Origin of the sequence: Kitasatospora sp. NPDC059648 (genome assembly GCF_042734825.1) — a bacterium.
Classification (GTDB): domain Bacteria; phylum Actinomycetota; class Actinomycetes; order Streptomycetales; family Streptomycetaceae; genus Kitasatospora.
In genome coordinates this window covers 17,174-37,547 of sequence record NZ_JBHWDU010000049.1, presented here as the reverse complement: position 1 = coordinate 37,547, position 20,374 = coordinate 17,174, and the positions used below count along the sequence as shown (strand labels likewise).

General features: G+C 71.6%; 15 protein-coding genes. 11 read left to right on the top strand and 4 right to left on the bottom strand.

The window, feature by feature from the left end:
• Positions 1 to 11: 11 nt before the first annotated feature.
• The 8 genes from ACFV1W_RS25350 to ACFV1W_RS25315 all read left to right on the top strand — a co-directional run bounded on the left by ACFV1W_RS25350 (position 12) and on the right by ACFV1W_RS25315 (position 8,922).
• Complete coding sequence (locus ACFV1W_RS25350) at positions 12 to 389, top strand: DUF6112 family protein (RefSeq protein WP_380419526.1); 378 nt, start codon at positions 12 to 14, stop codon at positions 387 to 389.
• A gap of 34 nt (positions 390 to 423) precedes the next feature.
• A complete protein-coding gene (locus ACFV1W_RS25345; protein ID WP_380419525.1) occupies positions 424 to 1,197 on the top strand; it encodes a hypothetical protein in 774 nt (257 codons plus the stop codon).
• Positions 1,198 to 1,228: 31 nt separating this feature from the next.
• Positions 1,229 to 2,809: a hypothetical protein gene (locus ACFV1W_RS25340; RefSeq protein WP_380419524.1), complete on the top strand. Its 1,581-nt coding sequence runs from the start codon at positions 1,229 to 1,231 to the stop codon at positions 2,807 to 2,809.
• Complete coding sequence (locus ACFV1W_RS25335; RefSeq protein ID WP_380419523.1) at positions 2,810 to 4,333, top strand: SCO6880 family protein; 1,524 nt, start codon at positions 2,810 to 2,812, stop codon at positions 4,331 to 4,333.
• A gap of 86 nt (positions 4,334 to 4,419) precedes the next feature.
• Entirely contained in the window at positions 4,420 to 6,084 is a 1,665-nt protein-coding gene (locus ACFV1W_RS25330; RefSeq protein ID WP_380419522.1) for a hypothetical protein, read from the top strand.
• Between the two features lie 56 nt (positions 6,085 to 6,140).
• Positions 6,141 to 7,913, top strand: a complete 1,773-nt coding sequence (locus ACFV1W_RS25325) for a type IV secretory system conjugative DNA transfer family protein (RefSeq protein WP_380419521.1) — start codon at positions 6,141 to 6,143, stop codon at positions 7,911 to 7,913.
• Positions 7,910 to 8,734 carry a hypothetical protein gene (locus ACFV1W_RS25320; RefSeq protein ID WP_380419520.1) on the top strand — a complete coding sequence of 275 codons (825 nt, stop codon included), beginning with the start codon at positions 7,910 to 7,912 and terminating at the stop codon, positions 8,732 to 8,734. Before ACFV1W_RS25325 ends, ACFV1W_RS25320 begins: the two co-directional genes overlap by 4 nt.
• Entirely contained in the window at positions 8,734 to 8,922 is a 189-nt protein-coding gene (locus ACFV1W_RS25315) for a hypothetical protein (protein ID WP_380419519.1), read from the top strand. The genes ACFV1W_RS25320 and ACFV1W_RS25315 overlap by 1 nt, the downstream gene beginning before the upstream one ends.
• A 154-nt stretch (positions 8,923 to 9,076) precedes the next feature.
• Here ACFV1W_RS25315 and ACFV1W_RS25310 read toward each other — a convergent pair whose 3' ends face one another.
• Both ACFV1W_RS25310 and mobF read right to left on the bottom strand, forming a co-directional pair.
• A complete protein-coding gene (locus ACFV1W_RS25310) occupies positions 9,077 to 10,420 on the bottom strand; it encodes a hypothetical protein (RefSeq protein WP_380419518.1) in 1,344 nt (447 codons plus the stop codon).
• Positions 10,421 to 10,443: 23 nt separating this feature from the next.
• Positions 10,444 to 15,000 (bottom strand): MobF family relaxase, encoded by a 4,557-nt coding sequence (gene mobF / locus ACFV1W_RS25305; protein WP_380419517.1) that lies wholly within the window; start codon positions 14,998 to 15,000, stop codon positions 10,444 to 10,446.
• Between the two features lie 613 nt (positions 15,001 to 15,613).
• Here mobF and ACFV1W_RS25300 point away from each other — a divergent pair.
• The 3 genes from ACFV1W_RS25300 (at position 15,614) to ACFV1W_RS25290 (ending at position 17,329) form a co-directional block, all read left to right on the top strand.
• Entirely contained in the window at positions 15,614 to 16,111 is a 498-nt protein-coding gene (locus ACFV1W_RS25300) for a hypothetical protein (protein ID WP_380419516.1), read from the top strand.
• 105 nt (positions 16,112 to 16,216) lie between these two features.
• On the top strand, positions 16,217 to 16,747 hold the full coding sequence (locus ACFV1W_RS25295; RefSeq protein ID WP_380419515.1) for an HNH endonuclease: 531 nt from the start codon (positions 16,217 to 16,219) through the stop codon (positions 16,745 to 16,747).
• A 90-nt stretch (positions 16,748 to 16,837) separates the two neighbouring features.
• Positions 16,838 to 17,329, top strand: a complete 492-nt coding sequence (locus ACFV1W_RS25290; protein ID WP_380419514.1) for a hypothetical protein — start codon at positions 16,838 to 16,840, stop codon at positions 17,327 to 17,329.
• Between the two features lie 1,041 nt (positions 17,330 to 18,370).
• Here the strand turns inward: ACFV1W_RS25290 and ACFV1W_RS25285 are convergent.
• Positions 18,371 to 18,949, bottom strand: coding sequence for a hypothetical protein (locus ACFV1W_RS25285; RefSeq protein ID WP_380419513.1), 579 nt, complete (start codon positions 18,947 to 18,949; stop codon positions 18,371 to 18,373).
• A gap of 53 nt (positions 18,950 to 19,002) precedes the next feature.
• Positions 19,003 to 19,848: a hypothetical protein gene (locus ACFV1W_RS25280; RefSeq protein ID WP_380419512.1), complete on the bottom strand. Its 846-nt coding sequence runs from the start codon at positions 19,846 to 19,848 to the stop codon at positions 19,003 to 19,005.
• Positions 19,849 to 20,374: the final 526 nt, after the last annotated feature.

Genomic DNA, 20,374 nt, shown 5'->3' with positions numbered 1-20,374 from the left:
GGAGACACCTCGTGTCGCAGCTGCTCGACCTCGCGCACCACACCCTCGCCTCCGGCTGGGCCGACGCCCACAGCGTGATCCTCGCCGGACCGAGCCCGACGGCCGGCCCTGGGGGCGGCCACCTGCCGGACGTCAAGGTGGACAACACCGCCCCGGGCGCCTCGGCCTTCACCACGATCGTGGGCGCCCTCATGTTCTACGGCCTGTTGGCCGGGCTCGCCGGCCTGATCCTCGGCGCGATTGCCTTTGGCTTGGGCAAGTACCTGGGCAACCACCACGCGAGCACCGGCGGGCGCGTCGGGATGTTCGCGAGCATGGCCGCCACGGTCGTCGTCGGCGGCGGGTCCGCCTTGATCAACTGGGCGTTCAACCTCGGCGCCAGCATCTGACGGTCCGTCACTTTCGGAAGGGGGAGACCCACCCATGCAGCTTGACCAGAAGCGCGCTCGGCAGGTTCTGGGCGTCGCGCTCGCGCTCGGGCTCTTCGGCGGGGGCGTCGCGCTCGGGCACTCGACCAGCGACACGCCGTCGCGCTCGGCCACCCAGGCGCCGCCCGCTCCGGCACCCGCCATGGACGGCGCTTCCGCACCGGCCGCGACGGCCGGCCTGGGCCCGGCCCGGGTGGTGTCGGGCGTCCCGGTGGGCTACCGGCACGACCGCGGCGGCGCGCTGAGCGCGGCCGCGAACTACGCGTCGGCCATTGGCTCGCCCCGGGTGCTCACCCCTGAGGGCCGGGCCGGGATCGTCTCCGCCATCGCGGCGCCCGACGCCGCGGCGGCAATCAGCCAACAGCTCGACAAGTCCGCCTCCGGCGCCACCTTCGACCAGCTCCGCACCGACCAGGCAGGCAAGATCCCGTTCGGGCTGGCCTCGATCCCGATCGCGCTCAAGCTCGACGGCCCCGGCGAGCCGGGCGACACCGCCACGGTGCAGGTGTACGCCGTCACGTACGTGGCCTCCTCGACCGCGACAGCGGCCGGCGGCTACGGCCAGGCCACGGTCCGGCTGTCCTGGACCGGCGGCGACTGGAGGCTCACCGGATACACCGCCATCTCCACCACCGGGCCGGTGCCGACCAACTTCTACTCGCCGTCGACGGGGTGGCTCCCGGTCGACGGCAGCTCGCTCTACGACGTGAGCGCGGGTTTCCGGCGCACGCTGACCGAGGGGACGGTGCCGGCCTATGTCATCCCGTAGCAAGTGGACACGGCGGGCCGGCCTCGCCGGCGTGCTGACGGCCGTACTGCTGGCCGTCGGCACCGTGCCGGTGGCCGCGGACCCCAAACCGCCGGACGTGTGCACAAGCCTCGCTGAGGCCGCCATGCACCCGCTCGACTGCACCGGGAAGGCGCTCAGCTACAGCGCCAAGGGGGAGATCGCCGCCGCGAAAGCGTCCGTTCTGGATGACATCACGGGCTCGATCGTGGATGGTGTCGAGTGGATTTCCGGTGCTGTCGGCGACTCGCTCAAGACGTCCGGCGCCCCGGATGTTCAGAAAGCCTGGTTCACCGACACGTTTACGGCGACGCGCAGTATCGGCGCGATGTTCGCGCTTATCGCCCTCCTGTGCTCGTCGATTTACGCGGCACTGACCCGTGACGGCAGGGAGATCGGCCGCAGTTTCGCCCAGGTACTCACGGCCGGGGTTTCGTGTGGGATTATCGGGGCTCTCGTCACGATGGCCAACTCGTTTATGGACTACGCATGTGATGTCGCATTGGGCGCGGACGGCTGGAGCAGCATCACCGACGCTCTCAGGGCCGTGGCCCACACCATGAACGTCTCGGCCAGTCACAACCCCGACCCGACGGTGACGCTCCTCCCCTCGATCGTCGTCATCTTCCTGGGCCTGCTGATCATCATCTGCCTCGGCGTGATCTGGTGCGAGATGCTGATTCGCCGGATGGCCGTTGACATCTGCGTGGCCTTCTGGCCACTGGCCGTTTCCGGCAGCATCTGGAAGAAGTCCCGGCAGTGGCAGCAGCGGCTGATTGACACTCTGCTCGTCGTGGAGCTGGCAAAGCCGGTCATCGTCATCATGCTGCGGTTGGCGAGCGATACCCTCAAGAATGCCCATTCGCCTGCCGATCTCGTTTTGGCGTGCGGCCTTTATGCTGTGGCTGCATTTGCTCCTTACATCGTGATGCAGATGATCGGCGTTATCGGGGGTGCGGCCAACCCCGGCGGCACCACCGGCGGCATGCGGCAGGCAGGATTCGGCGGCGTCGCCGGAATGGCTGCGGGGGTCGCAGCCCTGACCGGCGCCGCGTCGAAGCTGGGCGGCGGGGGCGGGGGCCCTGCGCGCGGCGGCAGCACCAAGACCCCGAGCGCGGCCGGCCAGGCCGCGGCCGCCACCGGGCCGCAAGGGGCGGCGTTCGCGGCCGGGCTGGCTGCTCTGCAGACGTCGGCACGCCCGATGCTGCAGGCCGGCCGCAACATGGCGGGGGCCAACGCCGGGCAGCTTCCGGGCGGTGGCGGTGGTGGCTCTCAGGCGCTGAGCGCGGGGGTCATCCCCGGGCAGCTGACCGGAAGCTCCAACCGGCCCGCGCTGCCGCCGGGTTCCGGTGGCGGTGGCACCGGCGGCGGCACCGGCGGGGGCGGGGCGCCGGCCCTTCCGCCGGGCGGTGGAAGCGGCGGCGGGGGCGGTGCCGCTCCTGCCGCGGGCAACGGGGGCGGAGCTCCTGCGGCCCCGGCCGGCGGTCCTGCCGGCCGCTCCGGCGGGGGCTCCAACCGGTACGCCCTGACGGCGCCCGTCCGTCCCAACCCGCCGGTGCACTCGATGCCGGCCCGCACGCCCGGGAGGTCGTAGGTGTCTCAGCAGCAACCGCAGCCGCAGCAGCGGCAGATGTTCATGTTCGGTCCGCGCGAGACCGATGGGATCGTGTTGGGGCTCAGCATGAGTGCCCTGGTCGCGCTCTTCGTGTCCGCCTTCCTGCTCGTGCGCCTGCTCTCGTACGGCGTCGGTGGTGTTCTCGTCGGCGTCGCCCTCGTCCTGGTGACGGCGGCCGCGGTGTGGGTGCCGATCGCCGACCGGACGGCCGGGCAATGGGCCCCGATCGTCGTTCTGTTCGCTATCCGCCGGGCGCTGGGCTGGCACGTTTTCCGGGGAGGGCCGGCGGCGGAGCTCGCCCGGCCGACCCCCCGTCAAGAGGGAGTGGATCCGATGGACCTGCCGGGCGAGCTGGCGGGCACCGAAGTGCTGACCGTGCCGACCGCGGTCGGGCGGATCGGTGTCATCAAGGACACCAAGCGACGGACGTACTGCGCGGTGATCAAGACCCGCGGGACCGCGTTCCGCCTGATGACCACGCAGGAACAGGACGGCCGGCTGGCCATGTGGGCCGAAGTGCTCAACAGCGTGGCCTACAGCGGCGGCGGCATCGTGCGCCTGCAGCTGCTCGACATCACCGTTCCTGACTCCGGGGACGCCCTGGCCCGGGAGTGGGCCACCAAGGGGCTGCAGGGCAACGCCGCGACCGCCAGCAACTACGAGACCTTGTTGGATGAGGCCCGGCCGGTGACGCAGAGCCACGAAAACTACCTCGTGGTGATGCTCGACCCGCGCAAGGCGCGACGGCAGATCAAGACCCTCGGGGGCGGGGACACCGGCGCCTGCGCGTATCTGCTGCAGCGGTGCGCGCAGATTGAGGACTCTTTGGTGAACGCCGGGGTGGCGGTGGAGGGAGCACTGCCCCCTCGCAAGCTCGGAATGGTCATCCGGTGCGCGTACGAGCCCGGTGCCCGCTGGAAGCTCGACGCCCGGGGGCCGGTGACGGACGACTCCGGCGGCGCCGCTCCGGCCGAGGCCGGCCCGATGGCCGCCGAAGACCACTGGAGCTACTACCGCACCGATGACACCTACCACGCGGTGTACTGGGTGAGCGAGTGGCCCCGAAAGCCGGTGCCCGGGACCTTCCTTGAAGGCCTGATCCTGCAGTCCGCATGTGAGCGGACGGTGTCGATCACCCTGCAGCCGCTCAACCCGCGCAAGGCGGCCGATGAGGTGTCGCGCTCGGACGCCGCGAAGTCGGCCAACCTGGACGTGAAGCGCCGAAGCGGGTTCCGGACCTCCGCGCGCGACGCGCGCGAGGCGGAGTCGATCGCGGCACAGGACGCCGCGCTGGCCGACGGCAACACCCTGTACCGCTTCGTGGGCCTGATCCGGATTTCGGCGCCGTCCCTGGAGGAGCTCGACCAGGCGTGCGCAGAGATCGAAGCGCGCGCCAACGTACTGCAGCTGCGGCGGCTCTACGGCGAACAGGACTCCGCCTTTCCGGCCACGTTGCCGTTCGCTCGGGGGTTGCGCTTCGGCGTGATCTCCGACCTCGCCTGACCGGCCGCTTTCGGTGCCGGCTCCACCACCGTGGGGCCGGCGCCGTATCCGACCGGACAGCACCACCACGACCTCGGGGAGAGAACGTGTTCGGACGTCGACAGAAGATCGATCCGGAGAAGCAGATCACCGTGGCGGCCGCCGCGGCCGCCGTCCCCCGCCCGGCCAAAGCAGGCCGGCGGCGCGCTGCCGCTCCTGAGACCAAGCCGCCGCGGGGCCTGGCGATGCTCGGGGACGGGATGGTGCGGCCGGCGTCCGGCCGGACCCTCCGACGTCTTCGCCTCGCTCCCCACCGTGAGGCCACTACGCAGTTGCAGGCGCTGTACCCGTGGCAGGCGGATGCGGGTGTGGGCGCCCTCGGGCCGTTTGTCGGCCACAACATCCTCGGCGGCGGGAGTTTTTGTTTCGATCCCTGGGACTGGTATGACGCCGGTTTGCTGACGAATCCCAACTGGATCACGTTCGGTGAAATCGGTAGCCGAAAGTCCACCGAAGTCAAGACGCGAGTTGCCCGCGCGTACGAATTTGGCCGCGGGACCTTCTTGACTGACGTCAAGTCGGAATACAACGACGTGGCGTCATATCTTGGCCACGAGCCGATTTTTATCGGCCCCGGCCGGTCCGACCGGCTGAATCCATTCGACATGGGGCCCGGCGGGAACGAAAGTCCCGTGGACGCCATGATCCGGCAATTGAACATGCTGCAGGCCCTGGCCGCCGGCGTGCTGCGGCGGGACCTGACCGAGGCCGAGCGGACCCTGTGCCGCATCGCCGTCGCGGACCTGACCGGCGGCGGTGTGGAGCGTGTGATCAGCACGGACGGCACCCGCACGGTGGCGGCCACGGCGGCGGACCGGCCGCGCGTGCCCACCCTGCCGGAGGTCGTGGAGGCGATGCAGCACCCGCGCAAGTCGGCCCTGTCGGAACTCCCCCTGAGCGCGGACGAATTGCGGGAGAAAACCGCTGACCTCATCATGGCGTTTCAGCGTCTGGTGGACGGTGACCTGCGCGGAATGTTCGACGGCCCGACCACCGTCGATGTCGATCCGAAAACCAAATTCCTGGTCGTCAATCTGTCCTCGGTCCTCGCCGAACGCCGGGACGCTCTGCCGCTGGTGCGGATCTGCGCGTCCGCGTGGCTGCAGTCCGCCATGACGTCGCACCTGATGCGGCGATACCACATTTCTGACGAAGCGTGGGCGGATATGAACCCGGGGACCCTGCGCTGGTATCAGAGCATGTTCAAATTGGCGCGGCAATACCGGCTTTCAAATGGTTTGGTATTCCACAAGCCGGGTGACATTCACACCGCCGGCGGCGCCGGCAGCGAGCTCGACCGCGTGGCGGCGAGCCTGATCGCGGATGCCGGGGTGGCCATCTTCTACAGGCAAAAGCCGGACCAACTGGCGCTGTGCCGGGAGATGTTCGGGCTCACGGACAGTCAGCTGGCGTGGCTCACCCGGGTGCAGCCGGGCCAGGCCCTGTGGTGGGCCGGGCACGACCGTTCGTTCGTCGTGCAGCACGTCCGCTCGTCGGTTGAGGCGACGTTCACGAACACCGATCCGGTCCCGCTGGATGAACTGGGGGAGGCGAACGCCCCGGCCGAGGCCTCCGTGGACCTCGACAAGGACGCCGGCGGCGGCGAGCCGGCCGAGGCGGACGACGCCCCGGCCTACCGGGCCCCGGACGCCTGGCCGGGGCCGACGGTGCCGGAGACGGCCGGCCCGGCCGAGGACGGGGTGTACGCCTGATGTGGTCCAACTCGTCCGAACCGGCGGGCGGCTCGCCCTCGGGGACGTCCGAACCGGTGTACCTGCTCGCCGGCCTGCTCGTCGTCGTTTTCGCGCTGTCCGGCGCGCTGTGGCTGGCGGCGGCGCTGGACGCCGCCTTGGCCGGCGGCGGCTGGCCGGCCGGCGCCACCCCGGGGTCCGTCCTGACCTTCGCGTGGCAGCTGTTCATCAGCCGCGGCGACGTCGCCGGTTCCTGGCACCATGCCGAGGGCGCCGGCGAGCTCGGCCCGGTGTGGCTGTTCTGGGTCCTGGCGGTGCTGCTGCTCGCGCTGCTGATCGTTCCCGTCTTCTGGTTGATGAGCCGGTACCGGGCCCGTAAGCGCGGCTCCCGCGGCGCTCAGTGGGCCCGCCGCGACCAGGAAAAGCCGATGGTCGCCCCGGAGGACCACACGTCGCGCCGGTGGCGGCTCGTCGCTGGCTGGAGCGAGCTCACCGGCCGGCTTCTGGCCGCGGCCGACTGTGTGAGCGCCATCGTCTTCGGCCCTAACGGGAGCGGCAAAACGGTCTCCTACGTCGTCGCGAACGCGAACGAGTGGGCCGGGCCCGCCCTCATCTCCGTGGTGAAGGCGCCGGATGTGGAGTACATGCTGCAGGCCCGGCGCAACGTCGGGCCCGTGCACATCTTCGCGCCGACCAACCCGCCCGGCTTCGTGCTCTCCCGCTGGTCTCCGGTCGCCTACGCCGCCGACGAAGCGGCGGCCGCGCGGATGGCCCGCTGGCTGGTCGAAGCGGTCGGCATCGATGACCCGAGTAGCCGGCCGTGGATGACGCAGGCCAGGCAGTTTCTCGGCCCGCTGCTGCTTGCCGCTCACCTCAGCGACCGCCCCGGCCGCTCGGGAATTGAAGCCCTGTTGGATTTCGTGCAGCGCGGCAAGCAAGCCCAGGAAGAAGTGCGGGACGTTCTCCGTAAGGCCGGTGCCCAGGAATTCGCCCGCCAGTACACGGGCGTGTGGGCGAACCTGCATGAGGAAGGCATCGGGTCGGTGATGTTCACCACGAACACCATCATCGATCCCTACTTGAACCCGGAGATCCGCAAGTCTGCGGCGGGGTCGGATTTCACGGCCGATGACATCGTGACGAAAAAGGGCACGCTGTTCATCATCTCCCCGCCTTCGGAGTCCAAGGCGCTCGGGCCGGTCTGCACGGCCCTGCTGTCCAGCATCGTCTATGCCGCTGAGCGCGAGTACGAGCGGATCAACGCCGGCCGCCAGCGTCAGGAGACGGTGAAGCGCTGGTGGGGCCTGCTGCCGTCCCGGACGCGCATGATCCCGCCCCGCCCCCTCAAGGACCGGCTGCTGCTGGACCTGGATGAGGCCGGAAACGTTTTCAAATACCCGGACCTGGCGAAGCTTTCATCAACCGGCCGCGGTATCGGCATTCAGCTGTTCGCGATCTTCCACGACATGTCACAGCTGATCTCGATGTACGGCGAGAACGACGCCCGGACGATCATCTCTCAGTGCAAGGCACGCGTTATCCTGCCGGGCCTGGCGGACGACCGCACGCTGTCCTACTTCTCCGAGGGATTCGGCAAGACCGTGGAATACCGGACCTCCGTCACGGTCGGGTCCGACGGCCGGGGTTCCTCGACCACCAACGACCACGAAACTCCGCTGATCGCGCCGTGGCAGATTCAGCAGCTTGAATTCGGTCACGCCATCGTGCAGTACAACAACCTCCCCCCGATCCGCGTCCGGATGCGGAACGCGGAGAAGGACCCCCGGCTGCTGGCCCTGACCGTGCCCCGGCCGAAGACCTCGACCGACGAACTGGAGAACGTGGCATGACGGACCTGGACGCTCCCGCCGTCGACCTGGTGGACACCCGCCAAGACTGCCGCTGGGTGCTCTCGGCGATGTCGCCCGGCGAGCGGCGACAGCTGCTCGACCGGATGTCGCCGTGGGTGGACTGGCTGGTGAACGAGTACCCGGAGATGCAGCTGCAGGCCGTCATCCCGCGGTGCTGGTACCGGCACCGCGGGGGCTGGAACAAGTTGATCGCGCTGTACGTCGCGTGGGTGCGCGTCTACGTCGAACCGGGCGAGAATCAGGGCGAGCTCGCGTTGGTCGCGTGGGATGACGCACTGGAACGGGTCGTCAAGCGGCTGCAGTTCCCGGTGGGGTGCCTGGAAGCCGGCACTCATGTGGAGCCACACACCGAGCGCGAGCCCTGGGAATCGGAGCCGTACCTGGCGTGGCTCCCCTCGGCCCCGGAGATGACCACCGACCCGTTCCACCCGGCCCCCTTCTACAAGCTCCGCCCCAAGGGCCAGCAGCAACCGGCGGGTGCGCCGAAGCTGGCGCCGGCGCCCGCGGCCCGCCCCACCGCGGCGGCGCCCGCCCCACCGGCGGCGGCTGCGGCCGGGTCGCCGGCCATGGGCCCGGTCTCGCCGCTGGACACCTACCGGCCCACCTCGCTGAGCTCCGCCGACATGGACCGGCTGATCACTGCGGGGACGGCTGAGGTCGTTGGATCGGCTGTGCGGCACCTGGCGTGCTGGTGGGTGCGGTCGGGCGACGGCGGCGCCTGGCTGCGGCTGCAGCCGGAGGTGGCCGAGCACCTGCCGGTCATCCGTGACCTGGACGCCCGCCTGGTCCCGCGCGCCTGATGACAGTTCCCCCGTTCCCCGCCTGGGCGCCGTCGCCCCGCCAGCACTGGGCCGTGGGGGTGCTGCTGTTCACCGTGAAGGCGGCCGGGTGGCTGCTGCTAGCCGTCGTCCTGGTCCTGGTCCTCATGGTGGTGGCCGCCGTCTCGGCGTTCGTCCCGATCCTGCGCGGCGGTCACCGGAGGTGGTGACCGAGTTTCCGCAACGGGTGCTCCCCTTGGTCGAGTTCGACCAAGGGGAGCACTTTTGTGTGGTCACTGCGTCGGGGCCGGCGGCGGGCCGCTGGTGGTCCTGGCCCGGTCGTCGGCGGCCGTGCGCGTCACCTTCTCGGCCGTTCGGCCGCGCTCACGCGCTCCGGCCGCGGCTGGTCTCCACCTCGGCCACCGCCTCCACGACCTCCTCCACCACGCTCTCCACGACCTCGCCGACGACGACCGCGCCGGCTGCGGCAGCGGCGGCCGTCGCCACGGCGGCGGCGGCCACCAACGCCGCGGCGGCCTCGGTGCGCTCGCCCTGCTCCGCCTCCGCGCGCTCTGTGGGCAGACCTCGCCGGGTGGCCGCCTCGGTCTGCAACTGGTCGTGCTCCTCGCCTCGTTCCTGGGCCCACGCGCTCAACCGGTCGGCCTCGCGGTGCGCCTGGTGGGCGGCCTCGATGTCGCTGGCGCGGGCGGCGTCCAGTTGCTGCGGCAGTTCCCGGTCCGTCACCAGCCATTCCCGGTACGCGGCCTCGCGGGTGGCCCCGAGGCCTGCGGCCCTCTCCAGTCCGGCGCGCTGGGCGTCCAGCTCGGCGAGCCGGGGCCCGGTGTTCTCGATGTAGTCCCGCAAGGCGGTGACCCGTTCGGTCAGCTCGCGGCGGTCCGCACCGCGGACGGCGTGGACCAAGCCGAAGAATGCGCGCTCTTTCAGGCGGGCCTCGCCGACGGCGAGCCGGGCCCTCAGCTCGTCCGGGGTCTGGTTGCCGAACCCTCCCACCTGCCGCACCTGCCGGTACTCGGCGTCCAGCCGCGCCAGGGCGTCGATCGCCTGTACCCGGGCGCTGAGCTCGGCGTGACGCTCGGCCACGGCGGTGTGCGCGGGGCCTCGGCGGGAGCGGGCAACCTCCATGGCTGTGGTGGCCGACTCCCGGGCGTGCCGGGCGACGACGGCGGCCTGTGTCGCCTCGGCACGGACCGTGCTGAGGCGGGTCTGCAGGTCGGCGTCCCCCATCGCCCCCAACGGCCGCTCGCGCCAACCGGGTACGCCGTCGCCGGGCACGCTGATGACCGGTTCGCCGGTCCGGGTCGCACCGGCCGGCGTCGCCGCCGCGGTGGTCGGCGGCGGTGGGCTCGTGGCTGCGGCGGCGCTCGGCGACGTCGCGCCGGCACCCGCCGGGCGTGCCTGGGTAGGCACGGTGGCAGCGGCCGCGGCGCCACCCGGGGCCGCGGCGCCGGGGGCGCGTTCGGGGCGGGGGAGTTCGCGGTTGATGCGCCACGTCAACAGCTGGGCCGCCGATCGCGCGTTGACCATCGACCCCTGCTCGACAGCGCGGCCGAGGACGGTCACCGGGTCGTAGCCGGCTCGCTCGACACGGGACAGCGTCGCACCGAGGGCGGCCCACGCCTTGTCACGGAGAACCTGTTCGGTGCGCGGGCCGAGCACGGCCCTGACTACCTGGTGGTACTGCTCGTACGGATCATCGTCTTCGGCCACGGTGTACCCCTCGTGTGGTGGTCCTATCGGCCTCGGCCGCGCTCCTCGTCGGCGTCGCGGTCCCTGTCGAGTTCTGCTGTCTGGTCGTAGTCGTATGCCGCGTCGCGCTCGGCGTCGACCGTGGCCGGCCGCGGTGCCGTGAGCCTCGCGGTCGCCCGGTCCACCGCCTCGCTGAGCGCGGTCTCGGGCGGCAGCCCGGCCCGGATGCGCTGTTCGTTGGTGAGGGCTCCGACAAGGGCGCGCTGTTCGTCGGCGCGCTGCTGCAGGGCCCTGGCGGTCGCGGCGGCCAGGGCGGCGTCCTGCAGATCGCTGGTGCGCGCCGACTCCAGCACCTGCGGCAGGGTCTGGGCGATGGTCTGCCACTGCTGGACGGCGCCGGCGCGGGCCGCGGCCGGACCGGCCTGCCGCTCCAGATTCTCGCGCCGGATGTCGAGTTCGACCAGCCGCCGGTTCGCGGTGTGCAGCTGCTCGCGCAGCGCGGCGACTTCGGCCGCGGCGCGCTCGCGCTGGCCGCGGCGGCGGGTCGACTCCATGGCCTCCTCGGCGTCGGCGAGCCGGCCCCGGAGCTCGACGGTCGCCACCCCGGCCTCCTCGTAGGCGGGGGCGAGCTCGGCCAGGGCGGCCACGGCCTCGGCGCGCTGCTGCAGCGCGGCGGCCTGGGCCTGGACGGCCTGGACGGCGGCGCCGTCGCCGGCCTCGGCGGCGGCCTGCTTCTGCTCGGCCTGGACGGCGGCCGCGGCCGCGCTCGCCGTGACCTGCTCGACGGCGGCGACGGCCAGGGTGTGCGCCTGTTCCAACTCGGCGTCGGTGAGCTCGCCGTGGGCGCGCTCGCGCCACCCGGGACGGCGTGCCTGGTCCGGCTCGGCGGCCTCGACCGCAGCCGCGTCGACGGCGGCGGCCTGGTCCTCGGCGAGCTCCGCGCCGATCTCCTCGGCCTGCCCGTCCACCTCCAGCGCCGGCTCCTCCGCACCCGCGGCGACGGCCAGGGTGTGCGCCTGCTGCAACTCGGCGTCGGTGAGCTCGCCGTGGGCGCGCTCGCGCCACCCGGGACGGCGTGCCTGGTCCGGCTCGGCGGCCTCGACCGCGGCCGCGTCGACGGCGGCGGCCTGGTCCTCGGCGAGCTCCGCGCCGATCTCCTCGGCCTGCTCGCCCGCCTCCTGCGACGGCTCTTCCATGCCCGCGGCGAGCTCGGTACGGACCCGCCACGCGAGTAGCCGGGGGATGGACTCGGCGTCGGTGATCGGGCGCTCGGCCACCACGCGGTGCAGTACCTCGGCCGGGTCCACTCCAGCCGCGGCGGCCGCGGCCAGGGCCTCCTCCAGCGCCTCGTACGACGCGTCAGCCAGCACCGCGTCCGCGTCCAGCCCAAGGCCGGTGAGTCCGTCGCGGACGGCATCGGCGAACAGCGGCGCGGCAGCCCGGTGCGGCTCGGCTTCGCGGCCGCCGTCGCGCTCGGCGGCCGGCTCGCGGGTCGGCGCCGGCGGGGGAGCGGTGAGCGGTTCCAGCGTCTCGCCAAGTTCGGTGACAACCATGTACTCCTGGCCGTCGTTGGTCTCCAATTGCTCGGCGAATCCGGCCAGTACCCGGTCCATCGCCTCGGCCTCGGTGGCCGGCTCCCCGAGGGTGACGCGCCTCTCCTCGTCCTCGACCTCGGCTCGCGGAATGAACAGGTGAACGCTGCGCTTGTCACGCGACAGCGCGGTGTAGGCGCCGTTAGCCGCCAATCCGGGGCCGTACACCAGCGCGTCCAACACACTCAAGCCCTGGGCCTTGTGCACGGTCATCGCGATGCCGTAGCTGAGGCCTCCGGCCGCGATGTACTCGGCCTCCAGCCACTCGCGCACGATGCGGTGCTGGCCGCCCTCGATTTTCTCTCGCCACTCGACCAGCGCGCGGTCCTGGTCGTCCAGCTCGACCACCACGCCGCGGGTGCCGTTGTACACGTCTTCGCCGCCGGTGCGGGACCTGTAGTCGTTGCGGCGAATCAGCACGATGTCACCGGCCGCCAGGGCGAGGGTTTCACCGCCGGGCAACCGGTACTCGGCCTCTCGGCCGGTGAGCTCGCCAAGCTCGCGCCGGATCGCACGCGCGGCGGCGTTGAGCTCGTCCACGTCGCGGTTGCGGGCGGCCAGGATCAGGGTGTTGGCAATCTGGTCGTGCAGCTGCTGGCCGACGTCGCGGACATCCTGCCAGGCAACCAGCATGGCCGCCATGGCCTCCTGCCGGGTCTCGGTGACGTGCACCCGCCCGTGGTCCGCGTAGGCCCGCAGAGCCTCCCGGCGCTGGTCGTCGCGCCACATCTGCAGCGCGCGCCGCTCGACGGCATCGCGCTGCCGGTAGTTGGTGTAAAGGGTGTGGCCGCCGACGACTTCGTGGATCGCGGCGAACCCACCCCCGACACCCGGGCTCTGCAGCTGCTTGGGGTCGCCGATGCCCACGATTTTCGTTCCGGTGAGCCCCGCGTGGGCGAGCAACTCGGCGAGCTGGCGATCGTCCACCATGGCGCCCTCGTCGACCACCAGCACGTCCACGCCGTGCAGGCCGCGCGCGCCGTTGCTCGTGCGGATGCGCTGCAGCAGCATCGCGAGCGTGGACGACTCGATGCCCGCTTCTGCACGCAGGTTCTGGGCGGCGACGGCGGCCGTGGACGCGCCCATGACCACCTGGCCCTGAGCCGCCCACGCCATGCGCGCGGCTTCCATGATCGTCGTTTTACCGGCGCCGGCGATGCCCACCACGGCGTCGACGCCGTGACCCTCGACCAGGATTCGGCGCAGGACTCCAAGCTGCTCGGCGGACAGCTCGAACCCGGGGTTGGTCGCCCGCTGGATGGCCGTGTAGGTGGACACCGTCATCTCGAACGTGGCCTCGTCGACGACGGCGAACCCGCCGTTGAAGCGGCCGCGGGTCTCGGCGAGAATCCTGCGCTCGGCCGCCACGATGTCGGCGGTCGTGAACCGCTCGGTGTTGCGCAGGTGCCCCGGCAACCGGGTGTCGAGCCGCACCGCCATGCCTCGGTGCAGCAGCACCCGGTCCGTCAGCTGCTCGACCTGGTCGACGCCGAGCACGCCGTGCGCGACGGCATCGGCGACGGCTGCCAAGGCCTCCGCCCTCGTGAAGTCCTTGCGGTGTGAGGTCAGCCCTTCGTCGACCCGGAACACCCATCGGGCCACCGCGTCGACGTCGTACGGGTCGCGCGGAGTCCGTGCCCTGGTGGCGGCGTCGGCGGTCATCGTCTCGGGGGCCAGGACGGCGCCGATGATGGCGGCCGGGTCCTGGCCGGCGGCCTCCGCCTCGGCCTGCCAGTAGGCCCGCAGCGTGGCGTCCGAGGCGGCGGTGGCGCGCTCGTCCTTGCGGCCGGCAAGTGTGGCCGCGGCGGCCTTCTGCTGCTCGGTGGTGGTCTCGGTGTAGGCGATTCCAAGGGCCGCGAACAACTGCCGGATCTCGGCGTTGCGCTTGCTGAACAGCTGGATCGTCTCCGGCGGGATGCCCACGATCTGCCACACGCCGGACTCGGCATCGCGCTCCCACTCGATGCCCCACCGCTCGTGTGTGACGGCGCGAACGCGGGCCTGCATCAGGCCGTCGATCGCGTGCGCGTGCCGGTACAGGTCGCGGCCGCCGGCGGCGATCGTCGACCACTGGCCGTCTTCACCGCGCGCCATGTTGGCGAGCGTGACGTGGCCGTGCATGTGCGGGTCGCCGTACGGCGCGTCACCCACCGGTCGGGCGGCCCTGTGAAAGTTCACCCATCCCATGAGACCGGACGTTGCCACGGTCTCGGCGGACTGGCCGTCACCATGGTGGCCGCGCATCCCGTAGGCCGTCCAACGCTCCGTCGCCGACACCGCTTCGGTGAGCGCGGCAACGAAGACTTCTTCCAGCTCGCGGGCGAAATCGTCTGGCGCGAACGCCAGGGCGACGGAGAACGCCTTGGGCAAGTTGATCGTCAGATCGAACCCGCGGTTGCCCACCTGGACACGCTGGCTCTCGTACTGCAAGGCCTTCTCCATCGCGGCCTCGCCGTACAGCGCGATGGTGTCGATCATGAGCGCGTCGGCGAGCTTCGCGACGTCGCCGACCCGCACCCGGTGAGCGTCCCCGAGGCGGTGGACGCCTCGCACCATCCGGCCGTAGGCGTCGCGCTTGCGGTCGGAAGTCAGCAGTGCCTCGGGGGCCACGCCGCGCTCGGCGGCGAGCGCCTGGATCGCCTCGACCAGCGGCCGGGCGGCGAGCTTCCCGCGCGGGTCGACCGCCATTTTGGGCTCGACCAGCTGTTCCCCGGTGCGCGGGTCAACGCCCTTCATCATGGCTCGTGCGGCGTCGAACTGCGCTGCCGTCAGCTCGCTGCCCGACGTGATGCCGAACTCGGCCAGGCCCGACCCGATCCACATCAACGGGCGCTCGTTCACGTCCATGCGGTACGCAATCGCGTGGTCGGCCTCGGCGGCGGCCGCGGCCTCCAGCTCCTCGCCGTACAGCTCGGCAGGAAGCTCGACCCCGGCGGCCTTGAACAGCCCCTGCACGGTGGACGCCTTGATCCGGTAGGCCTCGCCCCGGGCGTCGGCCTGGCGCGACACCCGGCCCCAGATTTCGCGCTGCCGGTCGGAGCCAAACAGCTCCGCCGGGTCGACACCCGCGGCGGCAGCGTGCGCCCGAATCGCCTCGACAGCGGGGGCAGCGACGACCAGCGAAGCGTCTGCAGTCGCGCACCCGTGGCGGCCTGTCAGGCGGTATTCCACCTGCTCATCCGAGGGCCCGATGGCGGTAACCCAAGCCATGCCGGACCCTCCTCCCTGCCTCGATCCGGGCTATCCAGTAACCATGATCAACTAGCGCAGCGTATCGTCACGACAGTGACGATACCTTAGCACTGTAGATGATCTTGGTCTTTTCTCGCGGTTACAGGGGTGCGGGGGCAGAGCCCCCTAGGGAGGGTGCCGGGGGAAGGGCGGCAACGTGCCGAAGGCGCGTGGTAGTGACAGAGCTCAGCAGCTGGTGGACTCTGCCGATAGGAACCGTTAGAAACGGTGGGCTGGCCACCCTCCTGGGCAGGTGGCTGCCGTCTCGCCTGCAGATGGCAGCGGGACGGCAGCCTTGCCCGGAGGTCAGTTCACCGCCCCGGGTGCTGATTGTTCCGCCACAGGCGCCTGTACGCGGGCTACCATCGGGCCCATGGCAGACACAAACGAAGTGCTGACGGTCGCTGAGATGCGCCGGCGCCGGCGCGAGCTGGCAGCGGTAGACGGTCGCGTTAAGGATGCGCTGGACGTCCTGCTGGTGAACACCCGGAAGGCGGCCGCCGAGGCGGCCACGGCGCTGACCACCGCCGAAACCGCGGCCGATGAAACGCTGGCCCTGGCCGCCAAGGTCCACGGCTCGGCAAAGGCCGCGGCAAACCTGACCGGCCTCCCGCTGTCCGAAGTCGAGCGGGCCGTCAAGGTCGTGCCCGCCAAGCGGGTCAAGGCCCTACAGGAAGAGCTGCAGACCAAGGCCGAGGCCAAGGTGGCCGCCGGGAGTTCCCGGCGCCGCACCCCCAAGCCGTCCGCCGACTCCGGCGACGCGCCCCCGGCCGCCTCCGGCGACACCACGGGGGAGGACGGCAGCAAGGTCGGCGGGGCGAGCGTGCCGGGGCAGGTTTCCACCGGACCGGTGGCCGCTGCCGACCAGTCGGCAGCTTCCGTTAGCTGACCCCGTGCCTGGCCTCGACAAGGGCACTCGGGGGCGGCGCGCGGGCCTGCGCGCCGCCCCCGGACGTGGTGCCCTCCTCGGCCCGTCGTCACGGGGTGGTGTGCGATGACCCTGCCGCCGTGGGAGCGTCCGCCGTTCACCACTCCGGACACCTGGCGGCGGTTCACCGCAAAAGTGATCCGGACGTCGACGTGCTGGCTGTGGACGGGAGCCCTCAGTGACGGCTACGGCATGTTTCACGACGCCTCGCACCAGCTCCTCGACTCCGCCTCGTCAACGGTCCGTGTCAGCCGCTGGATATGGTCGGCCTACAACGGTCCCATCCGGGCGTCCCACGTCATTCTCCACGACTGCGATACCCCTTCCTGCTGCCGCTACGAACCGACCGTTCAACACCTCATCGACGGCACCCAATCTGCCAATCTCCAGATGGCCGCGGACCGTGACCGGATCACCAACGGGGCCCGGCTTGGCCGGGCAGACCTCCGCGGCCAGCACCGGCAGTCGGTCGCCATCCGGACCGCCCTCCTCACGGCGGTCCGCGACGGCGAGCAAGACCCCGACCGCCTGGCGGAGATCCTGGCGGACGTCATCGCCCGAGGCGACCCGTTCTCGACTCAAGGCAGGCTGTTCTGAGCCCGCCGGGTCGCTACCCCTGAAAGCGCAGGCACTGTGAGTTCCGACCAGCCGTCAATCGGCCGTCTAACGGATGCTGAACGCCACCTGGTGCACGACCTTCGCGGCACCTCCTCGCTGATGCCCACCCGGCCTGGGCATCGGTACGTCAACGTCCTCGGGCTCCTGGCCGACGTCGGCCGGCTCTTCACCCCCCGGCCCTGGCCCGGCGGGGGCCCGCCGCCGGGCAAACCGGGCGCCTGCTACGTGGACTCCGTGCTCTGGGCCTCGGAGTCCCCGGACGGCCTGGCCTACGTGGAAGGCGTCACCTGGACCGGCCTCTACCCGCTCGAACACGCGTGGTGTGCCGATCGGGACGGCACGGTGCTCGATCCGACCTGGGAGCGGCCCGGCCTGGCCTACCTCGGGCTCCCGGTGCGGGCGGACGCCGCGGCCCGGCTGATGTGGGAGAACAGGGGCCCGCTGCTGGCGTACGGCACCGCCCTGTGCGCGGACTGGCTGCGCAACGGCGTCCCCGGCGAGCTCCTGGTGGACGTCGGGCGGCAAATACCCGAGGGAGACGTAATCCCGCCCGTCCTGTAGGGCCGCTGACGGTCCTCCTCCGCGCCACCTGTGAGGCACGTCCTTGAGCACCAACCAGCCCCCCGCGCCGCCCGTCTTCGGCGGCGCCCCGATCGGGACGGGCGGCGGCCCGACCGCCCCGGCCGGCACCCCGTTCGGGGCGGTACCGATCGGGGTGCCGGCCCCCGCCCGTAACCGAAGTACTGTCGGCCAGTCACGGCCGGTCGGAGTGGCCCGCCGGCGGCGGGTCGGCCTGCTCGCCCTCGGGCCGGTTGCCGCCGTACCTCTGGTGCTCCTGGTGACCACCGGCGCGGGCGAGATCCGGCACCCCGTCCCGCCGACGCTGCGGGCGGCACCGGCAGGCTTGTGGCCGCCGCTCGTGGTCATCGCAGCTGAAGCCGCGCCGCCGTCCACCATGGTTACGGCCGTACCGGTTACGGCCCCACCTCCGGCCACCGCGTCAACGGGGCCGGACGGCGGCAACGATGGCGAGTCGACGGCCGAGGCTCAACCCCCGGAACCTGAGGGCGGCATGGCGAAGCGGGCCCCGACTTCTCGGCCGGCCCGTCTGGTTGGCGGTGGCGGTCGTCCGGCCCCGCCGGCACCCTCCGCACCCCCCGCACGCCCTTCCTCGTCGGGAGTGCTGGCGCCCGGCAGCGAGCCGCAGGTTCCCCTCCCTGGAGGCGGCCGCGGCGGGGTATGCGCGGCGGCTCAACAGGCCGGCCAACTGCCCGCCCACCTCGTCCAGCTCTGCCACTCGGCGTACGGGGGCTGACGATGCGAATCGAGGACGTGCAAGTGGGCGAGACGTACACCGTGCGAGTCCCGAGGGTGAGCGGCAGCCTGTACGACATGGAGAACCATCGGGTGGAGCTCCGACCACCACGCCGCTGACCGTTCCGGCGCGGTGGCTGCATCCGCTCGGCCCCGGTGAGTGACCCGCGCCTGGGAGGTTCCGTTAGATCGACCGGTCGCGCCCTGGTGTCGTGCGCGGTGGTGGTGTGGCCGGTTGCTGGCGGCTCGCCGTAGCGGTCCGCCAGCATTCCTTTGGGGTGGACAGTTCTACGGGGCGGGGGCTCCGTGGGCGGCGAGCACGGCATCGATCTCGGCGAGCCGGGCCACGATGCGCTCCCGCTCGGCCTGCAGGGCCTCGACGTCCACCCGCTCGTCAACGATCGTCACGTCCGGGTCGTCGGCGTCGACGGCGGCCCGGGGGAGATCGCGGATCTCCACCACGGTGCCGGCCTTGGCGTCCAGCTTCGGGTACTTCTCGCTGCCGCCGCGGGCCGGGAAGCCGCCGGAGATCAGGATGACCCCCTGCCCGAGCTGGGGCCGTTCGTCCCGGCTCCTTCGGCGGGCAACCAGGCGCCCGCTGTACCGCAGCTCCTCGGTGTTGGCGCCGCTGATGTCCCATCGGATGGTGACGGTGTCGGCCTCGGCCTCCGGGGTGCCGTCGGTGCCGAAGATTTCGAGGGCGAGTTCACGCACGCGCTCCTCGTCACGGCCGTCGAAGTGCCAGTACTTGGCGGTGCTGTCCCACCGGCCGCCGATCTTCCTCGCGGCGGCCGGGACGTCGGGGTCGTAGGGCGACACGAGCGCAATGCGGCCGTTGTCGAGCGTGATGACGCGGATCTGCGGCATGTGCGGGCCTTTCGGGTTTCGGCCGGACAACCGGGGCCGGCCTGGCGGTTCGGTCAGTCGTCGGTGTCGCTGCTGCTGAGGTAGGCGTCGAGGGTGACGCGGGTGATGCCGCCGTAGCGGGCGATGGTCTTCTTCGCGGTCGGCTTGCCGGTGGCGGGGTCGGTGGCCGCGCGCGCGTTGCGGGTGAGCTGCGCGAGGCTCTTGCGGGCGTTGGTGAGGTCCTGCTCGATCAGGTGCACCCGCACGCCGGCGACCGCGACCCGCTGGAGGGGGGTCAGCCGAGGGGCGCTGAGGGTGGTGCGGAGTTCCACGAGCGCGGCGGCGAGCCTGGGCCAGTCGTAGCGGGTGGCGCTCCTGTCGTGTTCGACGTTCACGACTTGCTGGCGGTGCGCCCACTGGGCGGCTTTCTCCTCGCCGCCGAGGAGTCGGATCTGCCCGGGGCTCAGGTGCGACAGGTCCGGCTCGGGCAGATCGGCGAGCCGCTGCTCCGCCGGAACGATCTTCGCCCGCAGCGTGGTCACCTCGGCGATGTCCTCCCACCAGGTGTGCACGAGTTCGTCCGCCGGCGCGGGCGGGGTGATGCCGTCTTTCGTCAGGTACTCCCACTCCCGGATGCTCGCGCAGGCCTCGCAGCCGGGGGCGTACCCGCTCTCCCGGTACTGGCAGAGCACCGGCAGCGACCAGCGGACGGAGTAGGCCGCGTGAGTGGTGGGCGGGTCGTACCCGCAGGCGTCGTCGTCCGGGTGGGGCACCACCCGCAGAACCGGCGTGCGCGACTCCACGGCCCATCGGGTCGCGGCACTGCCGCTGCCGGTGCTCTCGCCGGGCAGTTGCCGGGCGAGTTCGTCCACCAGGTCCCGGGTCGGCGCGGAGTCCGCCGCCATCTCAACGAGAATCATGTACACCACTATACACATGGAACGTACAGTCCTGTACACAACCGGGAAGTTCGATGCGCTGCCAACCGTGACCACTGGCAGCTCGACGAGATCGCCGCCGGGCGCTCCCGATCCGCTGACGGCCCGTCGGCCATCGCGGTAGAGTCGCCCTGTGCCCGCCGCCGCGGGGGTGTACCGCAGGGTGATGCAGCGTTCATTCCGACTGCCAGCCCCTCCCCGCCGATGCGGGGGTGCGACAAATCTTGGCTCCGCGTTCGCGGGGATGGCTCATGGCCCTGTTTCACGCGCACGTTGAACCCGCGTTCGCGGGCAGCCGCATGACCCTGGTGTCCCGCCACGTCTGGAGCGCGGCGGGACACGGTCCTGTCGGCTGGCTTCAACGGCGCGACGGTTCCCCGACATCCGGAGCCGCCCCGCGGCCACCGCAACGACCCGACAGGACACACTGCGCCGACCACAGCCGTCACTCGGCTCCAACCCAACTCATCCGTGACGGTGGGTGATTGCCGATATGCTGCCCTTATCG

What these genes read in the sequence shown, in the direction of transcription:
- ACFV1W_RS25345 (WP_380419525.1), top strand. Translation starts at nt 424, where the DNA reads ATGCAGCTTGACCAGAAGCGCGCTCGGCAGGTTCTGGGCGTCGCGCTC.
- ACFV1W_RS25320 (WP_380419520.1), top strand. Translation starts at nt 7,910, where the DNA reads ATGACGGACCTGGACGCTCCCGCCGTCGACCTGGTGGACACCCGCCAA.
- ACFV1W_RS25315 (WP_380419519.1), top strand. Translation starts at nt 8,734, where the DNA reads ATGACAGTTCCCCCGTTCCCCGCCTGGGCGCCGTCGCCCCGCCAGCAC.
- ACFV1W_RS25295 (WP_380419515.1), top strand. Translation starts at nt 16,217, where the DNA reads ATGACCCTGCCGCCGTGGGAGCGTCCGCCGTTCACCACTCCGGACACC.
- ACFV1W_RS25285 (WP_380419513.1), bottom strand. Translation starts at nt 18,949, where the DNA reads ATGCCGCAGATCCGCGTCATCACGCTCGACAACGGCCGCATTGCGCTC.
- ACFV1W_RS25280 (WP_380419512.1), bottom strand. Translation starts at nt 19,848, where the DNA reads ATGATTCTCGTTGAGATGGCGGCGGACTCCGCGCCGACCCGGGACCTG.